Origin of the sequence: Flavobacterium silvaticum (assembly GCF_012911565.1) — a bacterium.
GTDB classification, from domain to species: domain Bacteria; phylum Bacteroidota; class Bacteroidia; order Flavobacteriales; family Flavobacteriaceae; genus Flavobacterium; species Flavobacterium silvaticum.
Map to the genome: position 1 here is coordinate 98,096 of NZ_JAAMPU010000097.1, position 26,564 is coordinate 124,659.

A 26,564-nucleotide genomic window follows, 5' to 3' on the forward strand; every position below is an offset into this window, starting at 1 on the left:
TTAGTCAAGCCATTCAATAAACTTTTAGTAGGGTTTAAACAAAAAGGGTTTGCAAGTGATTGCAAACCCTTTGGCTATTTATAAAATCGAGTCTCTTTAGTGGCCTCCCCCTTCAACCCTGTCAAGGACTATTCCCTGGGCTTTTAGTATTGCACTTACTCTCCAGGCATAGAATGCCAGATAGGCAAAACAGCAAACACCAACAATGTAACTTGAATGGATTGTCGTCATATCGGCCACATAGCCCTGGATCATCGAAATCCATCCACCACCCATGATCATCATGATCAGGAAGTTACTTCCCTGGTTTGTACTTTTTCCAAGTCCGCTGATGGCAAGTGCAAAAATACAAGGCCACAACGTACTACAGAACAACCCAACGCTCGTGAATGCATAAACGCTGACCATTCCGGAAGTCGTCATACCAATTAAAAGTGCGACTATTCCAAGCGCAGAAAACAATAACAGCATACGCGCCGGATTACCTTTACTGGCCATATCGGCAACAATCATGACCAGAATAATTGCGGCATAGACATAGAACGGGGCCAGATCATGTTGCATAATCGCATTGACTCCCAGGAATACTCCAAATGCCAGATAAGGCGCAACAATCTTAAGTATTTTCTGGATTGATTTATCATCTGTAAAAGCCTCGACAGCGCCCGTCCAACGACCAATCATCAAACTCGCCCAATAGAGCGAAACATAAGGTGCCACATCTTTGGTCAAAAAGCCGAGATCCTTTTCAAGATATGCAGGCAGGTTACTCGCTGTTGAAACTTCAACACCCACATAAACGAAAATTGCAATCATTCCCAATACGAGCTGTGGATACTTAAGTGCCGATTTCACTACTTCATTCTTTGAAGCCTCTGTTTCTACTTCAGTTTCCGGATGGTTTGGCAAAGCCGACATCTTAAGGAACAAAGCCACCAAAAGGAAAGCCGCCCCCAAAATAAGATAAGGAGTCTTTACGTCTTGTATATCAACTGTGGTATTTCCGGAATCAGGTGAACCGAACAATGCAAAACTAACGATAAGCGGACCGATCGTCGTGCCGAAATTATTCACACCGCCTGCAAGTGTCAAACGCTGCGAACCTGTATTGGCAGGCCCGAGAGCAATTGCCAAGGGATTCGCCACAGTCTGTTGGAGCGAAAACCCCAGACCAACGATAAAAAGCCCCGAAAGCATCAACGGAAATGAACCCGTATTCGCAGCCGGATAAAACAATAATGTTCCCACAGCCGAAATGCCAAGGCCAAGCGCCAGTGAATTCTTATACCCCAAACGATTGACGATATCAGATTTCATGGCATACGAAACGCCAAGATAGATTAACGAACCTACCGTATAGGCAATGTAAAAAGCGAGTGATACCAACTGGCTCTCAACCTGCGAAAGCGTAAAAGCCTTCTTGAAAACAGGAATCAGGATATCGTTGCTCGCCGCCACAAAACCCCAAAAGAAAAAAACGGTGACCAGCGGCAGAAACTGGCTCCATTTGGTTTGAACATTTCCGGAACTCATAAAATAATTTGGTTTTAAACGTTGGTTTGATTTGTTTATATCCGAATAAATACGTGTATTTTTTACACATTAATCAATTTATCCGCAATATTTTATAAATATCATCTTAATGTATCTATCCTGCAATACCGCCAATTTTTAGTTATTAACGAAATCGATTGAAAAATGAGAATTCAAACGTTTTCGAACAGTGTGCAGCCGTGAAAGTCCGAAAAGTCGGGAAAGTCGCAAAAGACCATTCACAACAAGCAACTCTTCTAATCCAACTAATCCTTTCATGACTTTCCCGACTTTCATGACTACTTCGACTCCTTAACCTCACTGCGCTCCGAAATCCCATTCGCGTTAAAAGCTTCAATTGAAAAGTAATACACATCGCTGCGGTCAAGCCCGTTAAAGTAATATTCGGTTTTTCCATTGACCATAATAGATCCGTACATCTTATCCGGCGATTTGCCAAAATAAATCACATAACCGTCAGCATCCGGATTCTGTTGCCATTTGAACCACACGTTGCGGCGTTCGCCTTTGCGTTTCGGTTCAGCACGTAATGGGACGAAATTTTTGACTGGCTGAGGTTTCAATCCGCTTCCTTTTCCAAATACTCTAAAGCCTGACAAAGCGAATTTTCCGGTCGGCATACCAAGATTTTCAATCTTCACATAGCGGCCACTTGCCGGTTTTTCCAATTCGACATAATCGTGAGGCACATCCGTTTTGTTCTTCGACTTATCTACAATGGTTTTCCAGTTCTTGTTGTCGTTTGAAACAGAAATGACGTATTGATGGCCTTTTGTCGCATCTGGTTTTCCCATGATATCGGCATCCTGGTCGGCGTAATTGATCTGGATGGCATTGATGATGCTTACTTCACCCAGATCAGAAATCAGCCACTCACCTTTTCCATCAGACTTTGCACTCCAATACGTTTTGATATCTTCATCGACAGCCGCATTTGCCTGATAACCGCCAAGCGTCGATGAAACCTGAACCGGCTTGTTGTAATTGAGCAGCATCCAACCGGCGAAACTCGGTGCTAAATGCCCTTTTTTCTCGGCAGGGAGAAACGTCGGGTAATCGCCATAGGCCGTATTTGAATACAAAATACCGTCTTTGTCAAAACCGGCCGGCCAAATCCCGATGCGTCTTTCAAAATTGTTTTTGGTACAGATGCCGATGGTCGAAACGTGCCAGTACGCATCATTTGCATCCTGAAAAGTTGCTCCATGACCGGCACCACGGGCAAAACCTCCGGGTTTGTATGAGAATGGATTGAAAGATTGGTATTCCCAAGGTCCCATTGGTTTGTCACTGACATAAACGCCGTCGCCGTATCCGCTGAATTCGGTTCCCGGTGCACCGTATTGCAGATAGTATTTTCCGTTGTGTTTGGTCACGAAAGCACCTTCTACAAACGGATTCAAAAAGGTATTGTCATTGTATTCGCCAAAACGCTCCCAACCGTGTTCGTCGTCATTCAAGGCGATTTGCGGCATGGGTTCGTCCCCGATTGGCTGGAATGTTTTTCTGTCTAGTTGATACGCATAAAGCGGATAGAGATTGCTCGAACCGAAATATTCGTAAACCTTGTCTGTTTCCTTATCCCAGAAAATCTGCGGGTCCCAGGCAGCAGCTTGTGATTTATGGACAAGTTGTTTCCAGTCATCAGTTGATGGATTTGTGCTCATCCAGATGGGAAATTCTTTGGTGTGTGTCGACCCGACGACAATCATGGTATCGTTTACGAATGAAACCGATGGCGCACACAATTCATCATAGACCTTGTGCTCCGGCCGAAGGAACTTGCGGTGGATGAACTTCCAGTTGAGCATATCCTTGCTGTGCCAATAGCCCCATTGATTGGTCGAGAACATATAATATTCGCCTTTGAAAAACGTGACGACCGGATCTGCGGTAGCACGGTGTTTTCCTTGGGTGACGAAATTGGGAATAGGACAATAGCCGTAGTCGACGTTGATAGGATTACAGTAGGTTTTTTGTTGTGCCGATGTTTGAGCCGATAAGGTCAGTAACACCACCAAGGCCATAGCCCCGATGCGAGTGCAAAGCCGCGAGTCGTGGTTTGCCCTGCTTTTCCCGCCGAAAAAGAGCGACGCGAGAAGCTCCTTTTTTGGGGTGGAAAAACGGCAAAGCACCCGAGCGCTTGTAACGGGCAGCGGGAAAAAGCTTCTATTATTTATTTTCATTTTTATTATTTATTATCCGACCCTAACTATCTTCCGATATTTTGATCTTCCGAACTTTCGATCTTCCGAACTCAAAAAGAAAACCCCTCGACTGGCCAAGGGGTTAACCAAAATTGAAATCAAAATAATCACTAACTCAAAACTTTATTTATATTAATTTACCAGTTCGAATTTAGTTTGCAGTTTGGCATTCGAGTCGCCTCCGACATAGACTTCGAAGTCGCCCGGTTCGGCCACGAACTGCAGGTCATTGTTGTAAAATTTAAGATCGTTTGCGGTCAGGGTAAACGTCAGCGTCTTTTTCTCTCCTTTTTTGAGCCAGACTTTCTGGAAACCTTTTAGCTCACGAACGGGACGTGAAATAGATCCTACCAGGTCACGTGTGTATAATTGCGCCACTTCATATCCGTCGTAATTTCCGGTATTGGCAAGATCGACTGTTACTGTGATGCTTCCGTTCTGCTGAAGTTTATCAGACGAAACCTTAAGGTTGGAATACTCGAATTTCGTATAGCTCAATCCGTAACCAAAAGCGTAAAGTGGTTCGTTGCGCTCGTCTATGTAATTGGAACGGAATTTCTCGAACTTACCTTCTGAATTCGCCAATGGACGACCCGTATTTTTGTGGCTGTAGAAAATAGGCACTTGCCCGATGCTTCTCGGAAAAGTCATGGTGAGTTTGCCTGAAGGATTTACGGCTCCGAACAACACATCGGCAATGGCGTTTCCGGCTTCGGTTCCGGCGAACCAGGTATTGAGGATTGCCGGAGCAGATGCATCTTCATCTGTCAAATCAAGCGGACGACCCGTAAACAAAACGACAACGACAGGTTTTCCGGTAGCGATAAGTGCTTTGAGTAAATCCTTTTGTACCTGCGGGATTTTAATATTTGTACGGCTTGTGGATTCTCCGCTTAATTCCGCCGATTCCCCGATTGCTGCCAGGATGACATCGGATTGTTTGGCGACATCGAGCGCTTCTTTAAGTATTACTTCGGGCGAACGCGAATCACGGTGCAATGTTTTTCCGAACATAGTTGCGTTCGCTTCAAACGTTTCGTTGTAATCGAGGTTCGATCCTTTGGCATACAGGATTTTTGCGTTTTTACCGACGGCATCTTCAAGTCCTTTTCGCAATGATACGGCTTTTGTGATGTCACCGGCAACGCTCCAGGTTCCGTTCATGTTTTCCATGGCATCGGCCAACGGACCGATAAGGCCAATTGTTCCGGATTTTTTGAGGGGCAACAGTTGGTTGTCGTTTTTAAGAAGTACCATAGATGCAGCCGCAATTTCACGTGCCGATTTACGGTTGGAAGCTGTGAAGATTTCGGTCTTGGCGCGGTTTTCATCGCAATACAAGTATGGATCTTTGAAAAGGCCCAGATTATATTTCGCTTCGAGTATCAGACGGACGGCATCATCAATTCTTTTTTGGGTGACTTTGCCTTCATCGAGCGATTTCTTCAACGTTCCAAGGAAACCTTCTCCTACCATGTCCATTTCAACTCCGGCGTTCATGGATAAGGCCGATACGGTTTGCAAATCGCCCATTCCGTGTTCGATCATTTCCGGGATTCCGGTGTAGTCTGTGACGACGAAACCTTTGAAGCCCCATTGTTTACGAAGTACATCGGTGAGCAACCATTTATTTCCCGTTGCCGGAATACCATTGATGTCATTGAATGATACCATAAAAGAACCTGCGCCTGCATCGGCACCGGCCTTATATGGCGGGAAATATTCGTTGTACATGCGGTTGAGGCTCATGTCGGTGGTATTGTAATCGCGTCCGGCTTCGGCAGCTCCATACAGGGCGAAATGTTTCACGCAGGCCATCATCGTGTTATTGGCTGACAAATCTGAACCTTGATAACCTTTGATCATAGCTTCTGCAATGCGGCTTCCGAGAAATGGATCCTCACCCGAACCTTCTGATGCACGTCCCCAACGCGGGTCACGTGAAATATCAACCATTGGAGAAAATGTCCAGCAGATACCATCGGCTGTGGCTTCCTGTGCGGCAATGCGTGCCGATTTTTCAATCATCGGCATATCCCACGATGTAGAAAGGCCCAACGGAATCGGGAATACGGTTTCGTATCCGTGGATGACATCCATCCCGAAAATCAACGGAATATGGAGACGGCTTTTTTCAACTGCCAACCGCTGCATTTCCCTGATTTTTTTTACGCTTTTGATATTGAATAAGCCTCCCACTTTACCTTGTTCAATTTTTTTAGCAGTCCCTGTGCTTCCGGCAGTCCCAGTGGTAAAATCGTCCGAAGTTGGCAGATTGAGTTGTCCGAGCTTTTCCTCGAGCGTCATTTTGGACAGCAACTCATCTATAAATTCTTTTTTAGGTTTGATGACAGTAGCTTTTTCGCCTTTCTTTTGGGCGAGTCCGGTTATACTTACCGAAATCATCAAGGCTAACAGCGTTTTTTTGATCATGTTGTTTGTTTGTAGTGGGTAATTAAAATCCATAAGTGGTTGAGTGGAATCCGAGATTCTGGAGACCGGTCTGCACTTCAGGTGCATTCATAAAAAGGTTCCATAGCATTCCGCTGCGGTAATTTTCGACCATTGGTGCAATAGTTCCCTGGTCAATAGCCAGATAACGAGGTGTACGCCAGTTGTGCTGAGGGGAAAATGCATCATAAGGTCCAGCAACACCAATCAGGTTTAGGCTGGTATCTTCGTAGAAATGATGAAGGGCTGCCATGGATTCTGTCGGAGTATACGGAAATGACGAAAGCGCGGCCGTTGGAGAGATTACACCTAAGTCATTCGTTGGCGAGTGGGCTGAATATCCGGTAGAACCGTTTGAATTACGTGAGTAACTAGCCGTCAACCCCCATGAATTTTCTGCATATCCGGCGTATTGATGCGGATTTGCAACGCAATATTGATACATGATTTTCGCATGGTTCTGTGTCAATGTCCAGTAATCGGCATATTGGTCTGTCAAACCTGTAGGGTTCAATCCCAAATACGAATAATGTGACCAGAACATAGGGCCGACATTTCCGTTTGCACCGTTGTAATTGAAAACTACCGGAAGCCCGTATTTTGTGGCCGCACTAACGATTGCTCCACTTCTGGCCCAACCTTCGTGATAGGCTGCTGCCTGAACTGGATGTGTCGGAGACGATGCCCCCATGATATAAGTAATTAAACATTCGTTGTAGCCTTCGAGTTTAAAATCAATCTGTTCCGTATTCGTGGGCGACCAATGCCACCAAAGGGCGTTTTGACCGCCACGGGTATACCATTGCCAATCGACACCTTTCCAGAGTTCATCGGCTTTTGTAGCCAAGGCTTGTTCTTCGGTTGTCCCATTCTTAAAATATTCGCGTACGCAGATTAATGCCTGGCACATAAATGAAGTTTCGACTAAATCACCTCCGTTGTCTGCTGTACCAAAAGGAACTACATTTCCGGTATTTCCATCTATCCAATGCGACCAGGCTCCATGGAAACGATCGGCGTTTTCAAGGAATGTAAGTGCTGTATTCAATCGTGCGACAGCTTCGGCACGTGGCACAAAACCACGCTCGATGCCTACAAGGATGGTCATCAAACCAAATCCGGAACCGCCTGTGGTTACCAAATGTTCGTCTACGCTCGGTTCATCTGTGTGATACCGTTCGCGGGCGAGCTTTGAGTTGGATTCGGCATAATCCCAGAAATATTTGAATGACTCTTGTTGTACCCTGTCCAGAAGTTCGGCATCAGTATAAACCGGGTCTGGTGTGTCGTCAACGGTGTCATCTGTAGTCGGCTCTGTAACAGACGTGTTGTTGTCTGAACAGCCGCAGGAAATGAGAAATGGTATGAGTAATATGAGGCGAAGGAATTTCAAAATGTCTTTTTTTAGAGAAGAGGGAGTACAAAAAATAACCCGGCAGCGAGAACTGCCGGGTTTGTGGTTTAGGATTAACGACCTGCTAATTCAAGTTCGTAAAGGAACCCAATCTCTTGTTGAGAAAGTGTTTTGTTCCAAACACGGATTTCATCGACATCACCTGTCATGTTATCCTGCCAGGTATCTGAACCTCCTGAAAGAAGCGATCCGAAAGTTCCGATAATGGCGCGGGCGTTGCTTTTCGCATTGAATGGTACAGCAACATCAACTCCATCGACAACATTACGACGTTCCCATTGTGGATTGGAGATTTTAACTCCATTAACATACAGTTTGTTTGTAGCAGTAGCACCATCATAAGTGTATACTACATGCATCCACTCATTTGCAGTTTGGTTAACCACAACAGCACCTCCGTTTGCAATATCTTCGTCAGTTAGTTGTTCTGCATTTACTGCATCACCACCAAAGCTGCTTCCGTCTGCTTTGTCTATGTTAAACAAACCTTTGACTTTAAGTGTATCGGAAGAAACCAAACGGTTCCCGATACCCGTTTCTGCCATTACGTTAGCGGCGCCGTTCCATTCGTCCGGACCTGTTCCTGTTGGCTTTGTCAAAGAGAAGAACATCGTTGCATGAGTCCCGTTATTGCCGACTTTAGCCCACAATGAAATGGAAACACTTCCTGTCATGCTTGAAAGCGCGCTGATTACAGGATAAGCTAGGTATCCATCATTGAAATGAGCCGCTTGTCCTTTTGGACCTTCGACCCAAGTAACGTTTGACTGATCGTTTGCCGCTGTTCCTGACTTGCTCTCGGTGCTATTTCCATTTAATGGGAAATAGGCTTTAAGGTCGGCAGCTCCTACTTCATCTGCAGAGTTGTATCCGCCGATTGGTGGCAGGCTGGTGCCGTTGTCGTCATCGCCGCAGCTTACCAACGAAGTTAATACAACACCTGAAAGAAGTGCCGAAATTAGAATTTTTCTGGTTTTCATAATAAATAAAGTGTTAAGGATTAATTTTAAAATAACAATTTTTTAGTATCCGGGATTTTGTGTGAGCAACCCGCCGCTCTTGACTATTTCAGTGTTTGGGATTGGAAATACTTCATGCTTTCCTACTACAAAAGTTTTATTGTCTGCAGCCATTGCAGAAGCAGCCGTATTCGTACGCACAATATCAAACCAACGATCGTATTCCATAGCCATCTCATGACGACGCTCCAATAAGATTGCGGCAAGGTCTACGAAGGGCAAGTCAGCCAGACCTGCACGTGTGCGTATTTGATTTACACGATCGAGTGCTTCGGCATCCATTCCAATATGAAATGCCGCTTCTGCACGGATCAAAAGAATATCGCTGTACTTCAGAATCCTGTGATTTTTTCCAGTGACAGCTTTATTGGTCGGATCATATTCTTCGGCAATACTGCTCTGATATGCTTTATAATTATATCGTGGATTAGTCCATGTAGATGGTGCAATGAATCCATCCCATAAAACTCCCGGCACAAATAAGACCGTCGCATTCCGACGTAGATCACCCGTCTCATATGAGTTTACAAGATTTTGGGATGGCGTGTTAAAGCCCCACCCCAAATCTGGAGTACCACGCGGGTTTTGGACATCCGTATATTCAACAAGCCCATTTGTAAGCGATGCCTGTACTTCAAAAATTGACTCTGATGCGTTTTCCCCAATTTGTCTCCATACATTTCCATAATCGGGAAGTAATGCGTAAACTCCCGAATTGACTACTTCTCCGGACATATCGTAAGCCTGCTGCCATTTTTCCTGATAGAGATAAGCCTTGGCTAAAAGGGCTTGGGCAGCGCCACGCGTAGCCCGTCCGACATCACCTCCCGAATATGAAACCGGCAACCTGTTTATAGCATCTAGAAGATCTGCTTCAATTTGAGCATATGTTTCCTGTTTGGTTTTACGAGTGTATACCTGATCTGTAATAGCCTGTGAATCATTAATATCAATTCGCGTCGTAACCACGGGAACACCACCGAAACAACGGACCAAGTCAAAATAAAATAAAGCTCGTAAAAATTCTGTTTCACCAATAAGCCTGCTTTTAAGGGCTTCATCAATCTCAAGTTCGTTCAGGTAAAACAATGTTGTATTGGCACGGTTAATACCTTGATAGCGACCTTCCCAAACATCTTTAAAGCAAACATCAGATGATTCGAAAGTAAGTGCGTCCATTTTATGTTTGTCTGTACCCGTATCGCCTGCACTAGATCCCTTATCTGCATCATCGGAAGTTATACTTGCCAATCCAATCCAGGAAAAAGAATACATATTGTAATCAAGCATTTTGTTGTAAACCCCATTTACAAGCTGGATTGAATTATTGGGATCTGACAAAAAGTCTTCTTCGGTTTGAGAATCAGTCTGTGCAACATCAAGATCATCTTCACAGGAATAAACTGCCGCCAGAACCACGGAAGCAATCAAAAGGTTTTTTATATATTTTTTCATAGCTTAAAAAGTAAGATTAAGACCAACCGTAAAAGTTTTGTTGGTTGGATAAGCATCGAGCTCCATCCCGGCATTCCCCAATGGATCACCTCCATTGCTGCCCGACGATTCAGGGGAGAAACCACTATACTTTGTAAATAGGAAAGGATTGACAGCTGTCACATAAATTCTGGCTTTGGTAATCGCCTTAGAAACTTCCGGCAAAGTGTACCCCAGCGTAATGTTATTTATCCGCAGGAAAGCACCATCTTCAATGAAGTAAGTGGAAGGACGGGGCTGTTCGTTGCTTGGATTTGGATTTTCTGCATTCGGGTTGCCTGGCGTCCAGAAGCTGTCAAGATAATCAGCTTCGAAATTTTCACCTCCAAAACGTTGTGCCTTTTTTCCGTTGAAAATTTTATTTCCACCAACACCATATATATCCACAGAAAAATCGATGTTGCCGTAAGTCAACCCTATATTTCCTCCGTAAGTATATTTTGGTATGTAAGACCCGGCAACAACACGTTCATCGCTATACGTAAAATTACCGTTCGCATCAAAGCCAGTTACATCGTAAACATAGAAACTACCCAAAGCTTCGCCTACCAATACTTGCTTTGTAAATTGACCATTTCCAAGGTCGCCTCCCGTAAAATTCGCGAAATATGTATTGGTGACTTTGGTAAGCTCATTTTTGTTGAAAGATATGTTCCCACCAATCCAGTATGATATTTTGTCACCTATTTTGTCTTGCCAACGCAAAGACAATTCAGCTCCTTTATTCGAAATTTCCCCTGTATTAAGCACAACATCTTCTTGTGAAAGCACCGGAGGGAGACTTACAGGGAGTATAACATTTTTAGACGTACGATCATATAAATCTATAGTTCCGCTAAGTCTGTTATCCAGAAACCTGAAATCAAGACCCAGGTCTATTTCCTCCATTGTTTCCCACGTTAGGTTCGGATCTACTTCATAAGGAATTGTTACTCCGGGGTTGATTGAAGGATCAGAACCAAAAGTGTAGTTGGCGCCTGAACGGAAGACGACATTATTAGTCGCATTTGATGTATTTCCATTCCCAACCTGCCCATAACCACCACGAATTTTGAGGTAATTAAACACTTTAGATTCTTTCAGAAAATCTTCATTGGTCACTACCCAACCCGCCGATACTGAAGGAAAATTGTCCCATCGGTTGCTTTTCTGAAAAGCACTAATACCTTCCCGGCGCAAAATCCCTGTCAGCATATATTTGCCGTCATAGTCATATTCAAACCGGCCAAAATAAGCTACTGAAACAATTGGAGTTGTTTTGGTACCTGTAGTGACTGCTCCAGGAGAAGTTTCGCTGTTATATGATGCTAACGAAAGGTTCCAATAATTAGCATTTTCAGGCAAATTCCGACGTGTTCCGGACAAATAATCATTATCTTGTTTTGTGGTTCTTGACATACCGGCAGTGACATTTATATTATGCTTACCGATTGATTTGGTGTAGGTCAGGTAGTTATCCCAGTTCCAGGCGTAATTGGTTCCCTGATACTGTGTCAGTGTATTATATATTACTTCTTTATCACCAAATGTATTTTCATAATCAGTGATTGTTTTGGTCGCATTTGTAATAAGGTAATTTTCAGTATTATCAACAAACGAATATCCTTTATAAGTTTCGTAAGTAGCACCAAAAGTCGAATTGAATTTCAAATCTTTAAAAATTTGCAACTCCGCCCCTACAGATCCAAATAGAATTACATTCTTACTTTGATCATTCGTATTTGCCAATTGCGCTACAGGGTTGGCTACGTTATTGAAACGGTCGCTTCCGTTTATATCTACTAAGCCGGTAGCTGAATTACGCAATGGCTGCCCCCAACGTCCGTTTTCAAAATAAACAGGCACTATCGGTGACTGTTTGTATGCTGCAGTAAACAAACTGGCAGGCTTTGGAGTATTTCTACCAATCGTGGCATTAAAATTCTGTGAGATTTTTAATTTACCATCAAATGCTTTGAACTGATTTCGGGAATTAAGGTTGGTCCTTTTATATTCTGTTCCGATGAGAATACCTTCTTCCTCATAATTTCCAGCTGAAAAATAATAATTGGCATTTTCGGTTCCTCCGGAAATGGACATCGTATTGCTTTTTACCGAACCAGTCCTTGTAATTTCATCGAGCCAATTCGTATTATAAGGTTGGTTAAGGTTTAAATACGAACTCGAACCCATTGCATAGTTGTTAAAGTAGGCGAATTGATATGAATCTGCCATATCCACTTTTCGTTGAATGTTTTTAAAACCGTAATAGGAATCAAAAGTTACTTTCAGCTTACCTTCTTTTCCTTTTTTAGTAGTTACGATTACCACTCCGTTTGCCCCTTTTTGGCCGTAGATAGCCAATGACGAGGCATCCTTAAGCACATCCATATTCTCAATATCGTTCGGATTGATTCCATTTAGACCGTTGGTTTCCACCCCGTCAATTACATACAGAGGGTCTCTTCCTGCAATTAACGTCCCCAATCCACGCACCCTAATGGTCGGGTTACTTCCAGGCTCATCATTCGTTACGATGTTAACACCAGCAGCTTTACCTTGTATAGCCTGTACCGCAGATTGTGCAGGAGTACGCACTATGTCGGCGGCTTTGACTTGAGCGACCGAACCAGTAACAGCTCCCAATTTCTTGGTTCCGTATCCAACTACGACAACTTCCGTAAGCGTACTCGATTCTTCAGCAAGCGCAACCGTCATTTGAGTCGTAGCCTTGACAGTTTTGGTGCTGAAACCAATAAATGAAAATTCAATAACGTCACCGACATTGGCTGCGATAGTGAAATTTCCATCCATATCTGATATGGTCGACGCATTCGAGGGTATTACCTTAATATTAACGCCGGGCAATGGAATGCCAGAGGCATCCTTCACCGTTCCTTTTACCGTTTGTCCTTCTGCAAATGAGAAAAGGAAAATGGTAAGAAAAAGTGTAAAAATGTGTTTCATTTGAGTGGGCTTGGGTTTTGTTTTTCAACGCTAATATATAAAATTACAACGTTTTCGTAATTGTGGTTTTTAACACAGAAAAACAAGTTATCAAAAAAGAGTGTTAATTACTTGTCTTTAATACGTTTAAAAACAAATAAAAACTTGAATGATGTAGTAATGATGTAGTTTGATTTTAAGGGCTGAGGACTGATTTTATAGTGCCATCATCAATTGATTGAGATTTGCCTCGGTCGAGACACCAATCTTTTTACGCAAACGATAACGTTGCAATTCCACTCCGCGATAGGAAATATTCATGAGCGGGGCGATTTCTTTGGAAGATAGATTCATTCGGAGATGGATGCATAATTTTATCTCTCGGGGTGAAAGATCCGGATACTTTTCAAGCAGCCTAGAGGTGAACCCTTCATTGATTTGGTTAAGGTTATTTTCAAAGGCTTCCCATTCCTGCTTGTTGAGTTCATTGCCTCTTACGGCTTTTCGTATCTTGGTTTTGATGCGGGAAGGATCTTCTTCCGTTTCTACAATCGACAGAATAGTATCGATCATTTCCGACTGTTTGGCAATGGATAAGGATTTACCTGCGATTTCACCTGTTTTGCTCTTTACCTCTAGTTCCAAGATTTGTTTTTCGTAAGCCCGGTGTTTTTCGTCGTTTTCCGCCCGTAATTCCATTTGGGCAATTTCGTTATGATGCCTTAACGTTTCTTCCTGAAGCTTCAATCGTTGGTCTGTACGCAGTTTGTTCCATCTGTAATATAAAAAGAACGATAGTGCGGCAACAACTACGTAAATGGCGATCATCAGGTTGGAAAAGTACCACGGATAACGCGTGCGGAATTCGTATCGGGTCAGTTCCTTATAGCTTTTCCCATCAAAATCAAAAACAAGTACCGAATGCCGGCCGCCGGAAAGGTTATTGAGCCAAATACGTCCGTTTTGAACCGGAATCACCTGGGAATCGTCGTCTACCTTATAATACACGGTCGGCTTTTTATAACCGAACCATTCACTGATGACGCGAATTTCGACTGCCTTGCCAAACCCGACAAACTGATTCGGCTTCATATTGGTCCCGGACGAGAACGCTTCAATACGTATGCGGCTGTTTGCGCTTTGATGGCCATACAGCGCAAGAAAGCCATCATCAAGGTTGATATAGGTCTTTCCTTCTATAGAGAAAGCCTTTGTATTTCCGGTAACTAATTTTCCGCTGTAATACTTAGGCGGAATTATCTGCCACTCAAAATTGCCCGATTTATAAATCACTTTATACAGGATTCCGCGTCGGTTCATCAGGAATTCATTTGTCCCGGACTGGTAAACATCAGTAATCTCATTGAAGGATTTATTCAGGAATGCCGATGGCTGCAATAGATTTTTGCGTTTGTCAAACTCAAACCACTTCTGCCCTATCAATGCGTAAACCTTATTGGCCAGTTTTAAAAGCCTGACACTGTAATCATTGGTAAAATGCTGCTTTTCCGTAATGTTCATCACCTTGTCTTTCCCCAATTCATTTCCTAATTCTATCCGGTAGAGTCCGCGATAGTTATCACTGGCCCACAAAACATCCGGTGATTCCTGGACGGCGTCACGAATTGGCTTTGTCAGTCCGTAAACATATTTCGGGCTTTGCATTTCGTTAAGCGAACCGTAGGTCGCAATTCCGGTATAACTGGCCTGAAAGTAGCGTTTAGCCGAAACATCGGAAAAGAATTTCCATCCGCCGTTGACCGAATTTATCGGCTTCCATAAATCGCCTGAAATCTCAAAAAAACCATCGTTATGCCCCACAAGGAAACGATTGCTGACTTTGGCTATATCCCAAACCTGGCCCTGAGAACCCGGAATTTGCGCAATAGCACCATTCTTCCATTTGAATACACCGTGATTCGACGCCAGTAAAAGCGTATTTTTATCTACTTCTGCAATGGCGTAAACCGTTCCCAAACCACCTGAATTATCGGTATACAAACCTACTGGCGACTGCACTTCCACATGTGCGATGCCATTGTCGAGGCCAAGCCAGAGATCGCCTTCCTGGTCGCTGAAGATGTTGAGGATGGTATTGTTGAGGATTGAATTACTTCGGTTCAGATGACGGAATTCGGAAGTTTTCAAATTCACCAGATACAAACCATTTAGTGAAGTCCCTACAGCCATTTGATTATTTCCGAGATATTTGGCAGACAGTATGACCTCTTTTTTGAAAACGGAATTAAGCGGATGTTTCCAAGCCTCAAGGCCATTTTGGATAGTCCGGAAAACACCATCGGTTTTGGTAAACACGAAGGTTTCGTTTTCTACCGATTCGATGGCGTGGACAATTTTTCCTTTGGCCAAACCCCAGTTTAAAACCGGCTGAAAGTCTTTTCCGTCAAATAAAAAAACGCCTTCTTTAACAGATGCCGCATACAGATTTCTGCCAGCCTGATAAAAATAAGAAACCTGGAATGGCAGCCTTATTTTGCGGATTGAACCTCCGTCATAAACAAATAATTCATTGAAAGACTGGAAATATATTTGAGATTTGAACCTGAATATTTTCCAGATTTCCTCGTTTTCAGAAACACCTGTAAAAAGGTTACGACCGCTGCTTAACGAATGATACTTAAGCTGTCCGTCTTTGCGCTGCCAGTATCCGAATTCCTTATAAGAGCCACAATACACACGGTCATCGTATGAGTAAAGTGATCGGATTGCCGTTTGGGCCGGAAGCGCCGATCGTTCCCATGCCACGCCGTCATATCGTAAAAAATACTTGTTGTTGGCAAAACACAGCGAATGATCCTGAGCCTGGGTGATGCTCCAGACCTGATTTTCGCCATTGTAATCAGACTTGGTGAAATTCTCGGTGAACGGCAATATATTCTGGGCCCAGCCGAGAGAAGGAAGTAACAATAACGGGATAAAACGCAGCAAAGATTTCAAGAAACCGCTTTTTACCAAATGTAAGGAATTACGGGATTATACTTTCTCGGTCAATCCCGCATAATCCGAAAGATAACGGAACCGCGGCATCAGCGTGCCTTTCGATGTGATTTGGGCGCGTTCGAGGATACCGTCTGCATCTGAATTGAAGAACGCCGGCACTACGTGTTCGAGGAACATCTCTCCAAATCCGCGGCTCGCATCACGCGGAAGCTCACACGGCAAATTGTCAACTGCCATTACGGTCACGGCCGCCGGATGGTGCCATTCGACTTCTGTTAATTTGACCGGATGATACCCGTACAACGGATCGGCTATGGTAGAGGATCGTAAAGTCGAAGCGATCGGGCCATCTACATCACATGAAATATCAGCGATGACTTTAAGCTTGTTTTTGGGAGAAGCGAGCATTGCTGCAGTCAGGATTATAGGTGCGCCGTTTCCGTAGAAATGTCCGGCCATGTATACATCTGCAGCTTGAGAAAATCTTTCGAAGTCTGAAACATAAGCTTCCGGGTGTTTATAGAAATCCTGGTTGTCGCGAATTTCACCGTCAATGCGTTTGTTATAATCGAGTACGTCCAATTGGGTGTAGACAGGGCTGGAATAGTTTTTCGACAGAAAATCAGTCGGCTGAATCTGCTTTATGCCAATAGCATCAAGGATTTGCTTCACACCTGAACCCACTTTCCCGTGGCCTGTCACAACGATTTTTATCGGCGGAAGCATAACTCTCTTGAGACGCGAGACCAATTCATCCTGGTCACGCAAGGTTTCGGCCTTGGGCAAATCGAACAATTCATATTTGAGGCCGAATGCACGGATTCCGTTGTATGCCCCGACAATTCCGGCATACCTGCCAAAACCGATAAGGCGGGCGAACTTTGCATCGACTATCGTTTCGTGATCGAACAAATCGATATTTTTCTCAAGGATAGCTTTAAGCAGCTTTTGGTTATGCGGCTGTTCCTTAATGGTATGCGAAAAGAAAAAGTACTTCTTCCCCGGAATCAGGTTTTCGACAGGGACTTCTTTGACCCCAATCAAAAAGTCGCGGTCGTTCATATCTGTCGTGACTTCAATTCCGGCTTTGCGGTATTCATCGTCACTAAACACACGGATGTCTGAAGATTCAACTGTTACATCGGCATCAGGATAGCGTTTTTTAAGTGCTGCAAGTGCCTCCGGGCTGAATACGACTCTTCTGTCCGGCGGGTTTTTTCGTTCCCTGATGATCCCAATTTTCATAGCTTCCTTTTTAATCCGGCCAAATGTACGGTTTACGAAATCGATGTCAAAACTTTTTTACAAACCCTTTTGATTCGGGTTTTACTGGTTTCCAATCGGTTAAAAACCCTGTTAATTCAACGTTGATAAACAACTTCCAAAGCCGTTGAGATTCCTTGTCCGTTTCAATATATTTGCTGATATGCGCATTATCAATACCTCATTATATATTTCGCTTTCGGTACTTGCCCTACTTTTTTCAAGCTGCAAAAAAGAAGTTCCCACCGAGGGTTACGAGCCACAGGAAACCTATTCCGACACGCTTCCCCATATAGAACCGTTCAAGCTGACGGGCCCAAAACTGGCCGCTGCCGACATGGAAAGGAAACGTTCCACCATAGAGCGTTTCGTCAATAAAAACTGGAAGAACGACAAGGAGACGCTCAGTTTCATAGCGGTCCAGAACGGCCAGGTCATTTTCGAGAAGTATCAGGGAATGGCCCAGAAAGCCAAGAAAATCGAAATGACGAAAGATACGCCTTTGCATATCGCATCGGTCAGTAAAGTACTTACAGCTACGGCCGTTTTGATCCTGATAGATGAAGGCCGGCTCGAACTCGACCAAAAAGTCAATACCATACTCAAAGATTTTCCGTATCCGGATATCACCGTAAAAATGCTGCTGAACCATAGAAGCGGTCTTACGAATTACGCTTATTACGCCGATCGCAAAGAAATCTGGGACAGACATAATCAATTGCGCAACCAGGACATTCTTGATCTTTTCGTAAAGAATCAAACACCTCTTGACCGACCGGCGGACAGAAGCTTTGCCTATTGCAACACCAATTACGCCATGCTCGCCCTGATTATCGAAAAAAAGACGGGGCTCAAATATCCTGAAGCCATGAAGCGCATGATCTTCAAACCGCTCGGAATGACCGATACGTTCGTGATGGATTACGACAAAGACCGCAAAAATGTAATCCCATCATACAAAGCAAACGGAGTCGAAATAGGCATGGATTTTCTCGATGCGGTCTACGGTGACAAGAATATTTACTCTACCCCACGCGACCTCATGAAGTTTGACATGGCACGCTACAATCCGGATTACCTAAATCCGGAATTGCTCAAACAGGCTTATGTAGGTTACAGTTACGAGCACAAAGGCGAGAAGAATTACGGCCTCGGAATACGTATGATCGAATGGGTTACAGGCCAGCATTTTTACTTCCACAACGGCTGGTGGCACGGAAACACCTCGTCTTATGTCAATTTGAGGAAAGAGAAAGTCATGATCCTGGCACTTTCCAACAAATTCTCCAAAAAGCCTTATATGATCAAAAAACTGGCACCTTTGTTTGGGGATTATCCGTTCAAGAAGGAGAAAGAAGATCCTTTGGAATAAGTTAACGGTTAACAGATAACGATTAACAATTAATAAAATACTTTTGGAGTTAACATAGGCGCAATATTCCAAATTCCAGTTTTTAGTCTATTCCAGTTTCAGTTTGAACAACTATTAACCGTTATCTGTTAACTGTTAATCGGAAGCCGGGAACCCGCTGCCCGCTTCAAGCACTCGCGCCATTTGCTGTTTTTTCGCACCAAAAAAGGAGCTTCTTACGTCGCTCTTTTTTGTTGGTAAAAACTAGCAAACTGCAGCTCGTGGCTTTGCGCTTGCATCGGGGCTAGGCAGTATATTTAACTGAAACTTTAAACCACAAAAAAAACCTGCAATCAATGCAGTTCTTAAAAGCTATTCCTTGATAATCCGGTAGTGTTCGATTCCATTGCCTGCTTTTAGATTCAAAATATAAATTCCTGAAGCAAGCCCTGAAACATCAAAACTTCCGGATTCGGTTTGCAGTATGGATTTTAAAACTGCCTGGCCTGACATATTGATTATTTCTGCGGCAGAAATGACTATTCCCGATTGGAACTTAACCAAATTCTCAACAGGGTTCGGGTAAACCAAAACTGCATTTCTTTCCGGGTTCATAACACCAAGCTGGCAATCCGGATCTGTAGTGACGACTATGGGTAGGGAAGTCTGAACATAATCTGGGCATTCCTGGGGCGCGCCACTGACCCAATATTCGCCCGGGCCTGTTATTTCAAGTGTCGTAATATTTGCTGCAACCTGGGTTCCGTTCTTGAACCACAGCACATTTGTAGTGTAAGGCGACATGACTGAAACATCGAACGAACCTCCCTGACAAAGCATCAGGCTGCCATCATTGGGATTAGTCGAAATATCTGAATCATCTTCTGTCATGGTCGTGATTCCGAGAAAGGCCCAGCCGTCAATAAGCAAAATATTGGATTCCATGTAAATATCCCCGAACAATACAGCTCCTAGCCTGATTTCCTTAACGGAATATTCGAATGCCGAATACGTGAAAGTCGCTTCGGTAGCACCTGGGATAGGGACAAAAGGATCAGAAGTGAAAGCGTCCCTGACCAGCCATTGATACGAATCTATAGGATCCTGTGACGTTACGTAAGCTGTTCCGTTCGAGTTTGGACAAAGCATAGTGTCGCCTGCAATTTCAACTTCCTGGGCTTTGCTTGCCACGGAGAAAATGAGCATTCCTGATAAAAGTAGTTTTGAAAACATAGTGTTGTTGTTTATAGTTAGCTCTAATATACAATGAAAGCAAAAGGGCTGCGTAAGTACCGAAAATTTAATAGTAGCCGAAAGCCTAGCCCCGATGCAAGTGGAAAGCCTTTGCAATAATTTCCCGTTTTTGAGCCGTCCGATGGCAGCGACCAACGGAAGCTCGCCATCCGGCATGCGAAAAAGGGAAATTGTAAGAAGCTTGGAACGGGCAGCGGGAATTTGCTTCAATTAATAATTAATAATTGTCATGATGCTAAAATCCATGTTGTTCTTCGTCCCGATTTTTAATTGTTAATTGTTAATTATTAATTGTTAATTCCCTTATTTTTGCACTCCATTTTGGGGTCGACTGGTTTTGACAGCAAGACCAATGGAACGGTAAGCACGTCGTGAAGGCAGCAATTCACGTTAATCCCGAGCTGCAACCTTTTTAAACGGCGAGAATAACTACGCTTTGGCTGCTTAATCTGAATAAAGTAAGATTAATCCACGTCCCTACAAGGTAGGGAGGCTGAATTCTCCTGAAGAGCCTTGGTTTGTGGCGCTTCGTCAAGGGGAACCGTAAAAATGAACCTAGATTGTCTTTTGCTCTGCGGGACTTTCGAAATTTAAAGAGCTAAGTGTTTTGTGGCCTTTTCCCGGCCAAGCGCAGCATCGAAAACCCAAGCGGGAAATAAGCGTGTAGAAAGCTCTTTTATTGCTTGTTTGGACCCGGGTTCGATTCCCGGCGACTCCACGAGAGTAATTTCAAAGTTAAAAGCCTGTAAACAAATTGTGTTTGCAGGCTTTTTTGCATTTTCTTAAATATTTACTAAAATAAAGTTGTTGTATTTCAATATTTTACACGTACCTTCGCCGCTCAATTAATATTCAAGTAATGGATCAAGGTACGATTAAATTTTTCAACGAAGCTAAAGGCTTCGGTTTCATCACTCCTAACGATGGTGGTGAAGACATCTTCGTTCACGTGACAGGTCTTAACGGACGCGTTCGTGAAAACGACAAGGTTACTTACTCTGTTGAGCAGGGAAAAAGAGGCCTTAATGCAGTAAATGTGACAGTTATCTAATAGATATACCATATAGTTCTGTAAAAAGTAAAACCGCCTGATTGGCGGTTTTTTTATTTTTGTATTCCCTACCTCGGAATAAAATTCATAAGCGATTGAATAAATTCCTTAACTGCATAGGGTAAATGCTTACTTATCTTATTCATGTAAGGAACGAGTCTTAATATATAAATTCTTTTGTCCTATTTAAAAGATATTTGAATATCCTCAAACTTTTGACTATGACAACAAGTGATTCATTTACTATCCTGATTGCCGATGATGATTTTGAAGATCTTGAATTTTTTCGTTTCCTGTTCAGCCATCATCCCAATTTCGAAATTATCCGGTGTATTTCAAATGGAGCCGACATCATAAATGTCATCAACAACTCCCCAAAACCTCCCGACATCCTACTCACAGACGAAGTAATGCCCATCATAACCGGAACCCAGGCCGTTAGGCATTTATTATCACATAAAATGGCGGCTGAAATGAAAGTATTCATCATTTCGGGGATAGAAAATCCCGCATCCAAACTGGAGTTTGAGAAACATGAACATATAAACTTCCTCAAGAAGCCACGGACATTGGTAGATTACAATGACCTGCCAAATGAAATCTTAAAAAAAATGGATACCGAAAATGTATTTCGGGTATAGATGCAAACATTTCCGGTTTAAGATCATAATTCCTTTATTAAAAAATCTGGAAGTCTTCTTTGAATTGTTAATGTGCATTGTTAATGTTAGCTTAAAATTTCAGCCCAAACAAATCTTAACTTATTGATTTTCAAAAAGAATAAATTTTTCACTATCACGCATTAGCCAAAGTTTATACAGAAAAGAAATTAAACACGTGTTTAATTCCGAAATTTGAAATCATCCAAAAAAATCACATCATGATCGCAACCCTTATAAAAGCACTTGGCATATCGATAGGCTGTTCCTGTCCTATGAATTGCCAGTCAGACCAAACCAAGACTGGTGATAATCCAGATACGGCAATTATAACCACCATAGTCATGGACGAAATTACACCGGAAGTTCCAAACGTACTCTCCGGAATACAGGATCTCAGCAAAATCTACACGATTTAAAAAAAGCCCGATTGCAACAAACAATCGGGCTTTTTTAATTCCATTAAGCAACTATTACAGTTTTTTCAATCCTTTTGTGTTTTGTCCTGCCGAAGGTTTTATGCTGATGGCATATCCTCCGCCCGGAGCCACGAACTGGGTTAGTTTCGACTTCGAGTTCACGAGTACTTTCCGGATTACGTAAGCCTGCGGATTCGTTTTGTAGTGAGCTTCAGGCGCATCGGCGTAAATCGTGGCGATATATTCTTTTCCTTTATCGAGGAAATCAAAGTTGATGTTAGATGTACGGGCATTCTCTCCCCCTACACTACCCACATACCAGTCTTGTTTCCCTTTTGCTTTCCTGGCGGCCGTAACGAATTCTCCCGGTTCGGCTTCAAGGTATTTGCTTTCGTCCCAATCAATGGCAACGTCTTTAATAAATTGGAATGCATCGGCAAAACGCTGGTAGTGTTCCGGTAAATCGGCCGCCATCTGCAACGGACTATACAACGTCACATACAAAGCAAGCTGGTTTGCCAGCGTACTGTTCACGTGCGAATGATTGTCCGGATTGAGTTTGGAGATATCCATTTCAAATATTCCGGGCGTATAATCCATCGGGCCGCCCAATAGACGGGTAAACGGAAGTACAGCTACGTGGTTCGGTTTTGATCCGCCAAAAGCCTGGTATTCCGTACCTCTTGCGGCTTCGTTGCCTATAAGGTTCGGCCACGTACGGCAAATTCCGGTTGGACGGACTGCCTCGTGGGCATTGAGCATGATTTTATGTTTTGCCGCTTCTTCTATTGCGTATTGGTAATGATTCACCGTCCACTGGCTGTAATGGTTCTCTCCTCTCGGAAGGATTTCACCCACATAACCGCTCTTGACCGCATCATATCCGTTATCGTTCATGAACTGATATGCCTGCTCCATATAACGCTCATAGTTGCGGGTCGAACCTGACGTTTCGTGGTGCATCACGATTTTGACGTTTTTGGAAGCTGCATACGTATGAAGCGCCTGTACATCGAAATCCGGATAAGCCGTGATAAAATCAAACACTTTATCTTTAGAGTGCCCGAACCAATCTTCCCAGCCTATGTTCCAGCCTTCGACCAATACGGCATCAAAACCATTCTCTGCGGCAAAATCAATATACCGTTTGACGTTTTCATTGTTGGCTCCGTGTTTTCCGTTTGGCTTTACTTTGGAATAATCGGTCACACCTATTTGTACAGCCGGAAGCTCATCTGTATAAGCCCATGTCGATTTTCCGGTAATCATTTCCCACCATACGCCAACGTATTTGACGGGATGGATAAAAGACGTATCGTCTATTTTACAAGGATCGTTCAGGTTCAGGATAATCTTTGAAGCCACCACATCACGCGCATCGTCGCTCACGATGATTGTCCTCCATGGCGTTTTTGACGGAGCAAGCAAATAGCCTTTGTCACCTCTGGCATCCGGAGTCAGCCACGATTCAAAAACCATTTTCTTATCGTCGAGGTTCAAATGCATGCACGAATAATCGATCAATGCCGCTTCATGTATGTTGATGTAGATGCCATCTGCAGATTTCATCATCAACGATGTTTGTACACCGGTCGGCGAAAATGAAGTCTGTGACAGGTTAGCGGTAATCGAATTCGCCATCAGTCCGCGGATTTCAGACAGCTTCGATTTGGAATAATCGTATTCCTGTGTATCGTAATCGCCCGGAATCCACCAGGCGGTATGATCGCCGGCCATGGCAAATTGCGTATGTTCCTCCTTGATTACGAAGTGAGCGAGTTCTTTTTGCTGCGGAAATTCATAGCGGAAACCGAGCCCGTCGTCAAAAAGCCTGAAACGGATGACGAGCGTTCGTTTCGATTCCGCCTGTTTCAGCGTAACAGCCAGTTCATTGTAATGATTGCGGATGCTGCTTTCTTCGCCCCAAACCGGTTTCCATTTGTCGTCTACGGTTGCAGTCGTTGCATTTTCCAGACTAAATCCGGTCTGCATCGAAGTCTTGTCATTCTTGAATTCAAACCCAAGCCGGCTTGGTAAAATGACTGCTTTGTTCTTGTAGTGCAAGGTGTATTGCGGAGCGCCATCGGCTGCGAGGGAAAACTCCATCTGAAGCGAGCCGTCAGGAGATTTAAGGGTCTGCGCACAAAGTCCGGCCACGAAAAAAAACAACGAGGCCAGGCAAATTTTTCTAAACATATTATGGATTTTAAGCCTGCAAAATACGGCTTTGGGATGAAATTAAGGTAAACAGCGATTGATTTTTATGTTGGCAGAATCCGATAATATTGTAATTTTCGCCCAAATTCAATGCTAATGAGAATCTTTGTAACATCGGTTATTTTATTGTTCCTTACGGCAACGCCGGCCTGGTGCCAACAATCCGGAAGCCAACCCAAAAAACTGACATGGGACGAACAGCTGGACCAAATTATGCCACCTATGACAGAAGCTATTGAGCTTGACGGCCTCCAGGAAGCCGCCATAAGACAAATATTGCTCAACCAGTTCCGCCAATCGAATATGTTGTCAAAAGAAGTCGATTTCGACAACGACCGCAAACGCGAAGAAAGCATGGCTGTTTTTGAAAAAACGGATGAAGAAATAAAGAAACTGCTTCGCCCGAACCAAATCGAGCTTTACGATCAGTATAAAAAAGACTTGCGAAAAGGCAAGAAACCCAAGAAAAAGAAAAAGTCCTGAGGTATAAAAAACAAAGACCCAAACCGGGTCTTTGTTGTTGTCTGCAAGTTAATTCCGCTGGTACACCCGAACGTAGTCCACAAGCGTCTGGCATGGAAAAACCGCTTCCGGTACAATCGCGCCTCCATAACTCATATTGTCGTTTCCGCCCACGCCTGCCGAAAGTATCAGGTAAAAATTATGGGAGAACGGCGCCCATTGTGTAAAATGATGTGAATATTCCGAAACAAACGTGCGTTTCCCGTTAATCTGGATCTTGTTATCGGCATCCTGTCCGTCAGGCGCATTGTTGAAAGCGGCCCCATCGTTGAAATAATTCACATGATATACCACTTCGTCAACACTGAACTCAATACGGTCTGAAAACCAATCCACGCGATACAAATGATAACCTGCACTTCCGGCATTCGTATTTCCGGCGGCAGGCGGCCAATTCCCATAAACCGGATTGGCGGCCGGAACCTGTGTTTCTTCATACGAATAATATCCGCCTTTATGCCCGTGGTTCCAATCCTGGTACTGGTTGTTTTCCCAAGACCATGCATAATGCACCGTACCGAGATTATGGAACGGGATTGCGCCGACATATTCCATGATATCGACTTCACCACCCTGAGGCCACATCAAATGGTCTTCACCGGACGGAATTTCGGCAGGCATCATCCAGAACGCAAAGCCCTGTCCTTTGTATTTGACATCTTTTGCCCAAACCCGCGCCTCGATACGTGTGCCGGGCCCGCAACTGAATTTATCTTTGGTATTGATGCGTCCGCTTGTATAATTGCGGTCTAAATAGGTTTCTTTTCGGGTGGCTATGACGAGCGAACCATCGGAGCCTGTACCGGGAAGCATGCTGACGTTTTCAACCCTGTCCGTCGCACGGTCGAGCTGTCCGGTTCCAAAATCTCCGTTGATTCCGGTTCCGGTTTCAAAATTCCATTTGGCCGCATCGAGTGACGACTGGTTGAATTCGTCGTTCCAGATAAGCGTATATCCGGCGTATTGGCTGACTTCCGGCTGGGTGACATTCACCACTTCGACCGGAGTTTCTATGGTGTCGTCCTGGTCATCTATGATTTGTCCGTCCGTGGAAGCGTCGGAACTATCGGAACACGAAAATAAAATGGCAATCAAAAACGGAAACAAAGTTTTCATAGGATTGTAGTTTATGTAAAGTAACATCAAATTACAAAGCGAAAATATTTTTTTATCGGACATCGACTCAGGTTACCCAGGTCGGCACTATCTTTTCAATTTTCCAAAATCTGCCTGTCTTCTTGATAAAGACCGTATAACCCTGACCACAATTGCCTTCCGGACGGCAACAATAATGTGATACGGAAAAAACCGCATACACTCCCGACGTATCGGTTTTTATATCCGACAATGAAATTTTCCCACAGTAAAACATATCGGTAATCCTATCGCTATTATTTTGTGAGGTATATTTTAACCTGTACTTTTTAGATTGTAGCGCAAAAACCAGTTTTTTGGGATTTGGGTTTTTAAGTGATATAATCCCTCCTTCTTTGTTGAGATAAGAAGAATCTACCTCAAATTCAAGATGTGGATATTGCTTTGCAAATGAAATTTGTTCTTCTTTGGTAAGCAACTTTGTAAAGCGATCAAGATAAACAGTAAATTCCTTATCCTGATAACTTTTGTCCACGGAATCGTTTGCTGGCGGCGGAAGCTCGGATAAATGAATAGAATCCAACAGTTGCGGTAAAAGTTGTGGGTACAGCTCATTTTCAAATTGACCTCTATCAATTTCCTGTTTTTTTTCTGAACACGAAAGGAGCAGTACTATCAGACAAAGGCCGATACTTTTTTTCATCGCAT

18 protein-coding genes and 1 other RNA gene are annotated in these 26,564 nt (G+C 43.6%); 6 read left to right on the forward strand and 13 right to left on the reverse strand.

Annotation, left to right across the window (positions count from 1 at the left end):
• Window positions 1–96 precede the first annotated feature (96 nt).
• The 9 genes from G6047_RS02845 to G6047_RS02885 form a co-directional block, all read right to left on the reverse strand.
• On the reverse strand, window positions 97–1,533 hold the full coding sequence (locus G6047_RS02845; RefSeq protein WP_169525965.1) for an MFS transporter: 1,437 nt from the start codon (window positions 1,531–1,533) through the stop codon (window positions 97–99).
• A gap of 299 nt (window positions 1,534–1,832) precedes the next feature.
• On the reverse strand, window positions 1,833–3,740 hold the full coding sequence (locus G6047_RS02850; protein ID WP_317168265.1) for a family 43 glycosylhydrolase: 1,908 nt from the start codon (window positions 3,738–3,740) through the stop codon (window positions 1,833–1,835).
• A 153-nt stretch (window positions 3,741–3,893) separates the two neighbouring features.
• The gene (bglX, locus tag G6047_RS02855; RefSeq protein ID WP_211165366.1) at window positions 3,894–6,194 is read right to left on the reverse strand and encodes a beta-glucosidase BglX; all 2,301 of its coding nucleotides are present in this window, start codon (window positions 6,192–6,194) and stop codon (window positions 3,894–3,896) included.
• 22 nt (window positions 6,195–6,216) lie between these two features.
• A complete protein-coding gene (locus tag G6047_RS02860) occupies window positions 6,217–7,608 on the reverse strand; it encodes a glucoamylase family protein (protein WP_394352490.1) in 1,392 nt (463 codons plus the stop codon).
• A gap of 71 nt (window positions 7,609–7,679) precedes the next feature.
• Window positions 7,680–8,606, reverse strand: a complete 927-nt coding sequence (locus G6047_RS02865) for a LamG domain-containing protein (protein WP_169525967.1) — start codon at window positions 8,604–8,606, stop codon at window positions 7,680–7,682.
• Window positions 8,607–8,648: 42 nt separating this feature from the next.
• Window positions 8,649–10,100: a RagB/SusD family nutrient uptake outer membrane protein gene (locus G6047_RS02870; RefSeq protein ID WP_169525968.1), complete on the reverse strand. Its 1,452-nt coding sequence runs from the start codon at window positions 10,098–10,100 to the stop codon at window positions 8,649–8,651.
• A gap of 3 nt (window positions 10,101–10,103) precedes the next feature.
• A complete protein-coding gene (locus G6047_RS02875) occupies window positions 10,104–13,085 on the reverse strand; it encodes a SusC/RagA family TonB-linked outer membrane protein (protein ID WP_169525969.1) in 2,982 nt (993 codons plus the stop codon).
• Between the two features lie 195 nt (window positions 13,086–13,280).
• Window positions 13,281–16,022, reverse strand: coding sequence for a helix-turn-helix and ligand-binding sensor domain-containing protein (locus G6047_RS02880; protein WP_169525970.1), 2,742 nt, complete (start codon window positions 16,020–16,022; stop codon window positions 13,281–13,283).
• A gap of 36 nt (window positions 16,023–16,058) precedes the next feature.
• Window positions 16,059–17,270, reverse strand: coding sequence for an NAD(P)-dependent oxidoreductase (locus G6047_RS02885; RefSeq protein ID WP_169525971.1), 1,212 nt, complete (start codon window positions 17,268–17,270; stop codon window positions 16,059–16,061).
• A 181-nt stretch (window positions 17,271–17,451) separates the two neighbouring features.
• Here G6047_RS02885 and G6047_RS02890 point away from each other — a divergent pair, with 181 nt between their 5' ends.
• Complete coding sequence (locus G6047_RS02890) at window positions 17,452–18,660, forward strand: serine hydrolase domain-containing protein (RefSeq protein WP_169525972.1); 1,209 nt, start codon at window positions 17,452–17,454, stop codon at window positions 18,658–18,660.
• Window positions 18,661–19,011: 351 nt separating this feature from the next.
• Here the strand turns inward: G6047_RS02890 and G6047_RS02895 are convergent, their stop codons facing one another.
• Window positions 19,012–19,872, reverse strand: a complete 861-nt coding sequence (locus G6047_RS02895) for a T9SS type A sorting domain-containing protein (protein ID WP_169525973.1) — start codon at window positions 19,870–19,872, stop codon at window positions 19,012–19,014.
• A 344-nt stretch (window positions 19,873–20,216) separates the two neighbouring features.
• On the opposite strand from G6047_RS02895, the gene ssrA reads away from it, so the two are divergent.
• The 4 genes from ssrA to G6047_RS02915 all read left to right on the forward strand — a co-directional run bounded on the left by ssrA (window position 20,217) and on the right by G6047_RS02915 (window position 22,022).
• Window positions 20,217–20,614: a transfer-messenger RNA gene (gene ssrA / locus G6047_RS02900) on the forward strand.
• Between the two features lie 138 nt (window positions 20,615–20,752).
• Complete coding sequence (locus G6047_RS02905) at window positions 20,753–20,944, forward strand: cold-shock protein (protein ID WP_169525974.1); 192 nt, start codon at window positions 20,753–20,755, stop codon at window positions 20,942–20,944.
• Window positions 20,945–21,165: 221 nt separating this feature from the next.
• Window positions 21,166–21,585: a response regulator gene (locus G6047_RS02910; RefSeq protein ID WP_169525975.1), complete on the forward strand. Its 420-nt coding sequence runs from the start codon at window positions 21,166–21,168 to the stop codon at window positions 21,583–21,585.
• A gap of 239 nt (window positions 21,586–21,824) precedes the next feature.
• Window positions 21,825–22,022: a hypothetical protein gene (locus tag G6047_RS02915; RefSeq protein WP_169525976.1), complete on the forward strand. Its 198-nt coding sequence runs from the start codon at window positions 21,825–21,827 to the stop codon at window positions 22,020–22,022.
• 54 nt (window positions 22,023–22,076) lie between these two features.
• On the opposite strand, the gene G6047_RS02920 is transcribed toward G6047_RS02915, so the two are convergent.
• Window positions 22,077–24,218 carry a glycoside hydrolase family 97 protein gene (locus tag G6047_RS02920; RefSeq protein WP_169525977.1) on the reverse strand — a complete coding sequence of 714 codons (2,142 nt, stop codon included), beginning with the start codon at window positions 24,216–24,218 and terminating at the stop codon, window positions 22,077–22,079.
• A gap of 117 nt (window positions 24,219–24,335) precedes the next feature.
• Here G6047_RS02920 and G6047_RS02925 point away from each other — a divergent pair, with 117 nt between their 5' ends.
• Window positions 24,336–24,722 (forward strand): hypothetical protein, encoded by a 387-nt coding sequence (locus tag G6047_RS02925; RefSeq protein WP_169525978.1) that lies wholly within the window; start codon window positions 24,336–24,338, stop codon window positions 24,720–24,722.
• 48 nt (window positions 24,723–24,770) lie between these two features.
• Here the strand turns inward: G6047_RS02925 and G6047_RS02930 are convergent, their stop codons facing one another.
• Window positions 24,771–25,877 carry a glycoside hydrolase family 16 protein gene (locus G6047_RS02930; RefSeq protein ID WP_169525979.1) on the reverse strand — a complete coding sequence of 369 codons (1,107 nt, stop codon included), beginning with the start codon at window positions 25,875–25,877 and terminating at the stop codon, window positions 24,771–24,773.
• Between the two features lie 67 nt (window positions 25,878–25,944).
• Window positions 25,945–26,559, reverse strand: coding sequence for a hypothetical protein (locus G6047_RS02935; RefSeq protein ID WP_169525980.1), 615 nt, complete (start codon window positions 26,557–26,559; stop codon window positions 25,945–25,947).
• Window positions 26,560–26,564 lie beyond the last annotated feature (5 nt).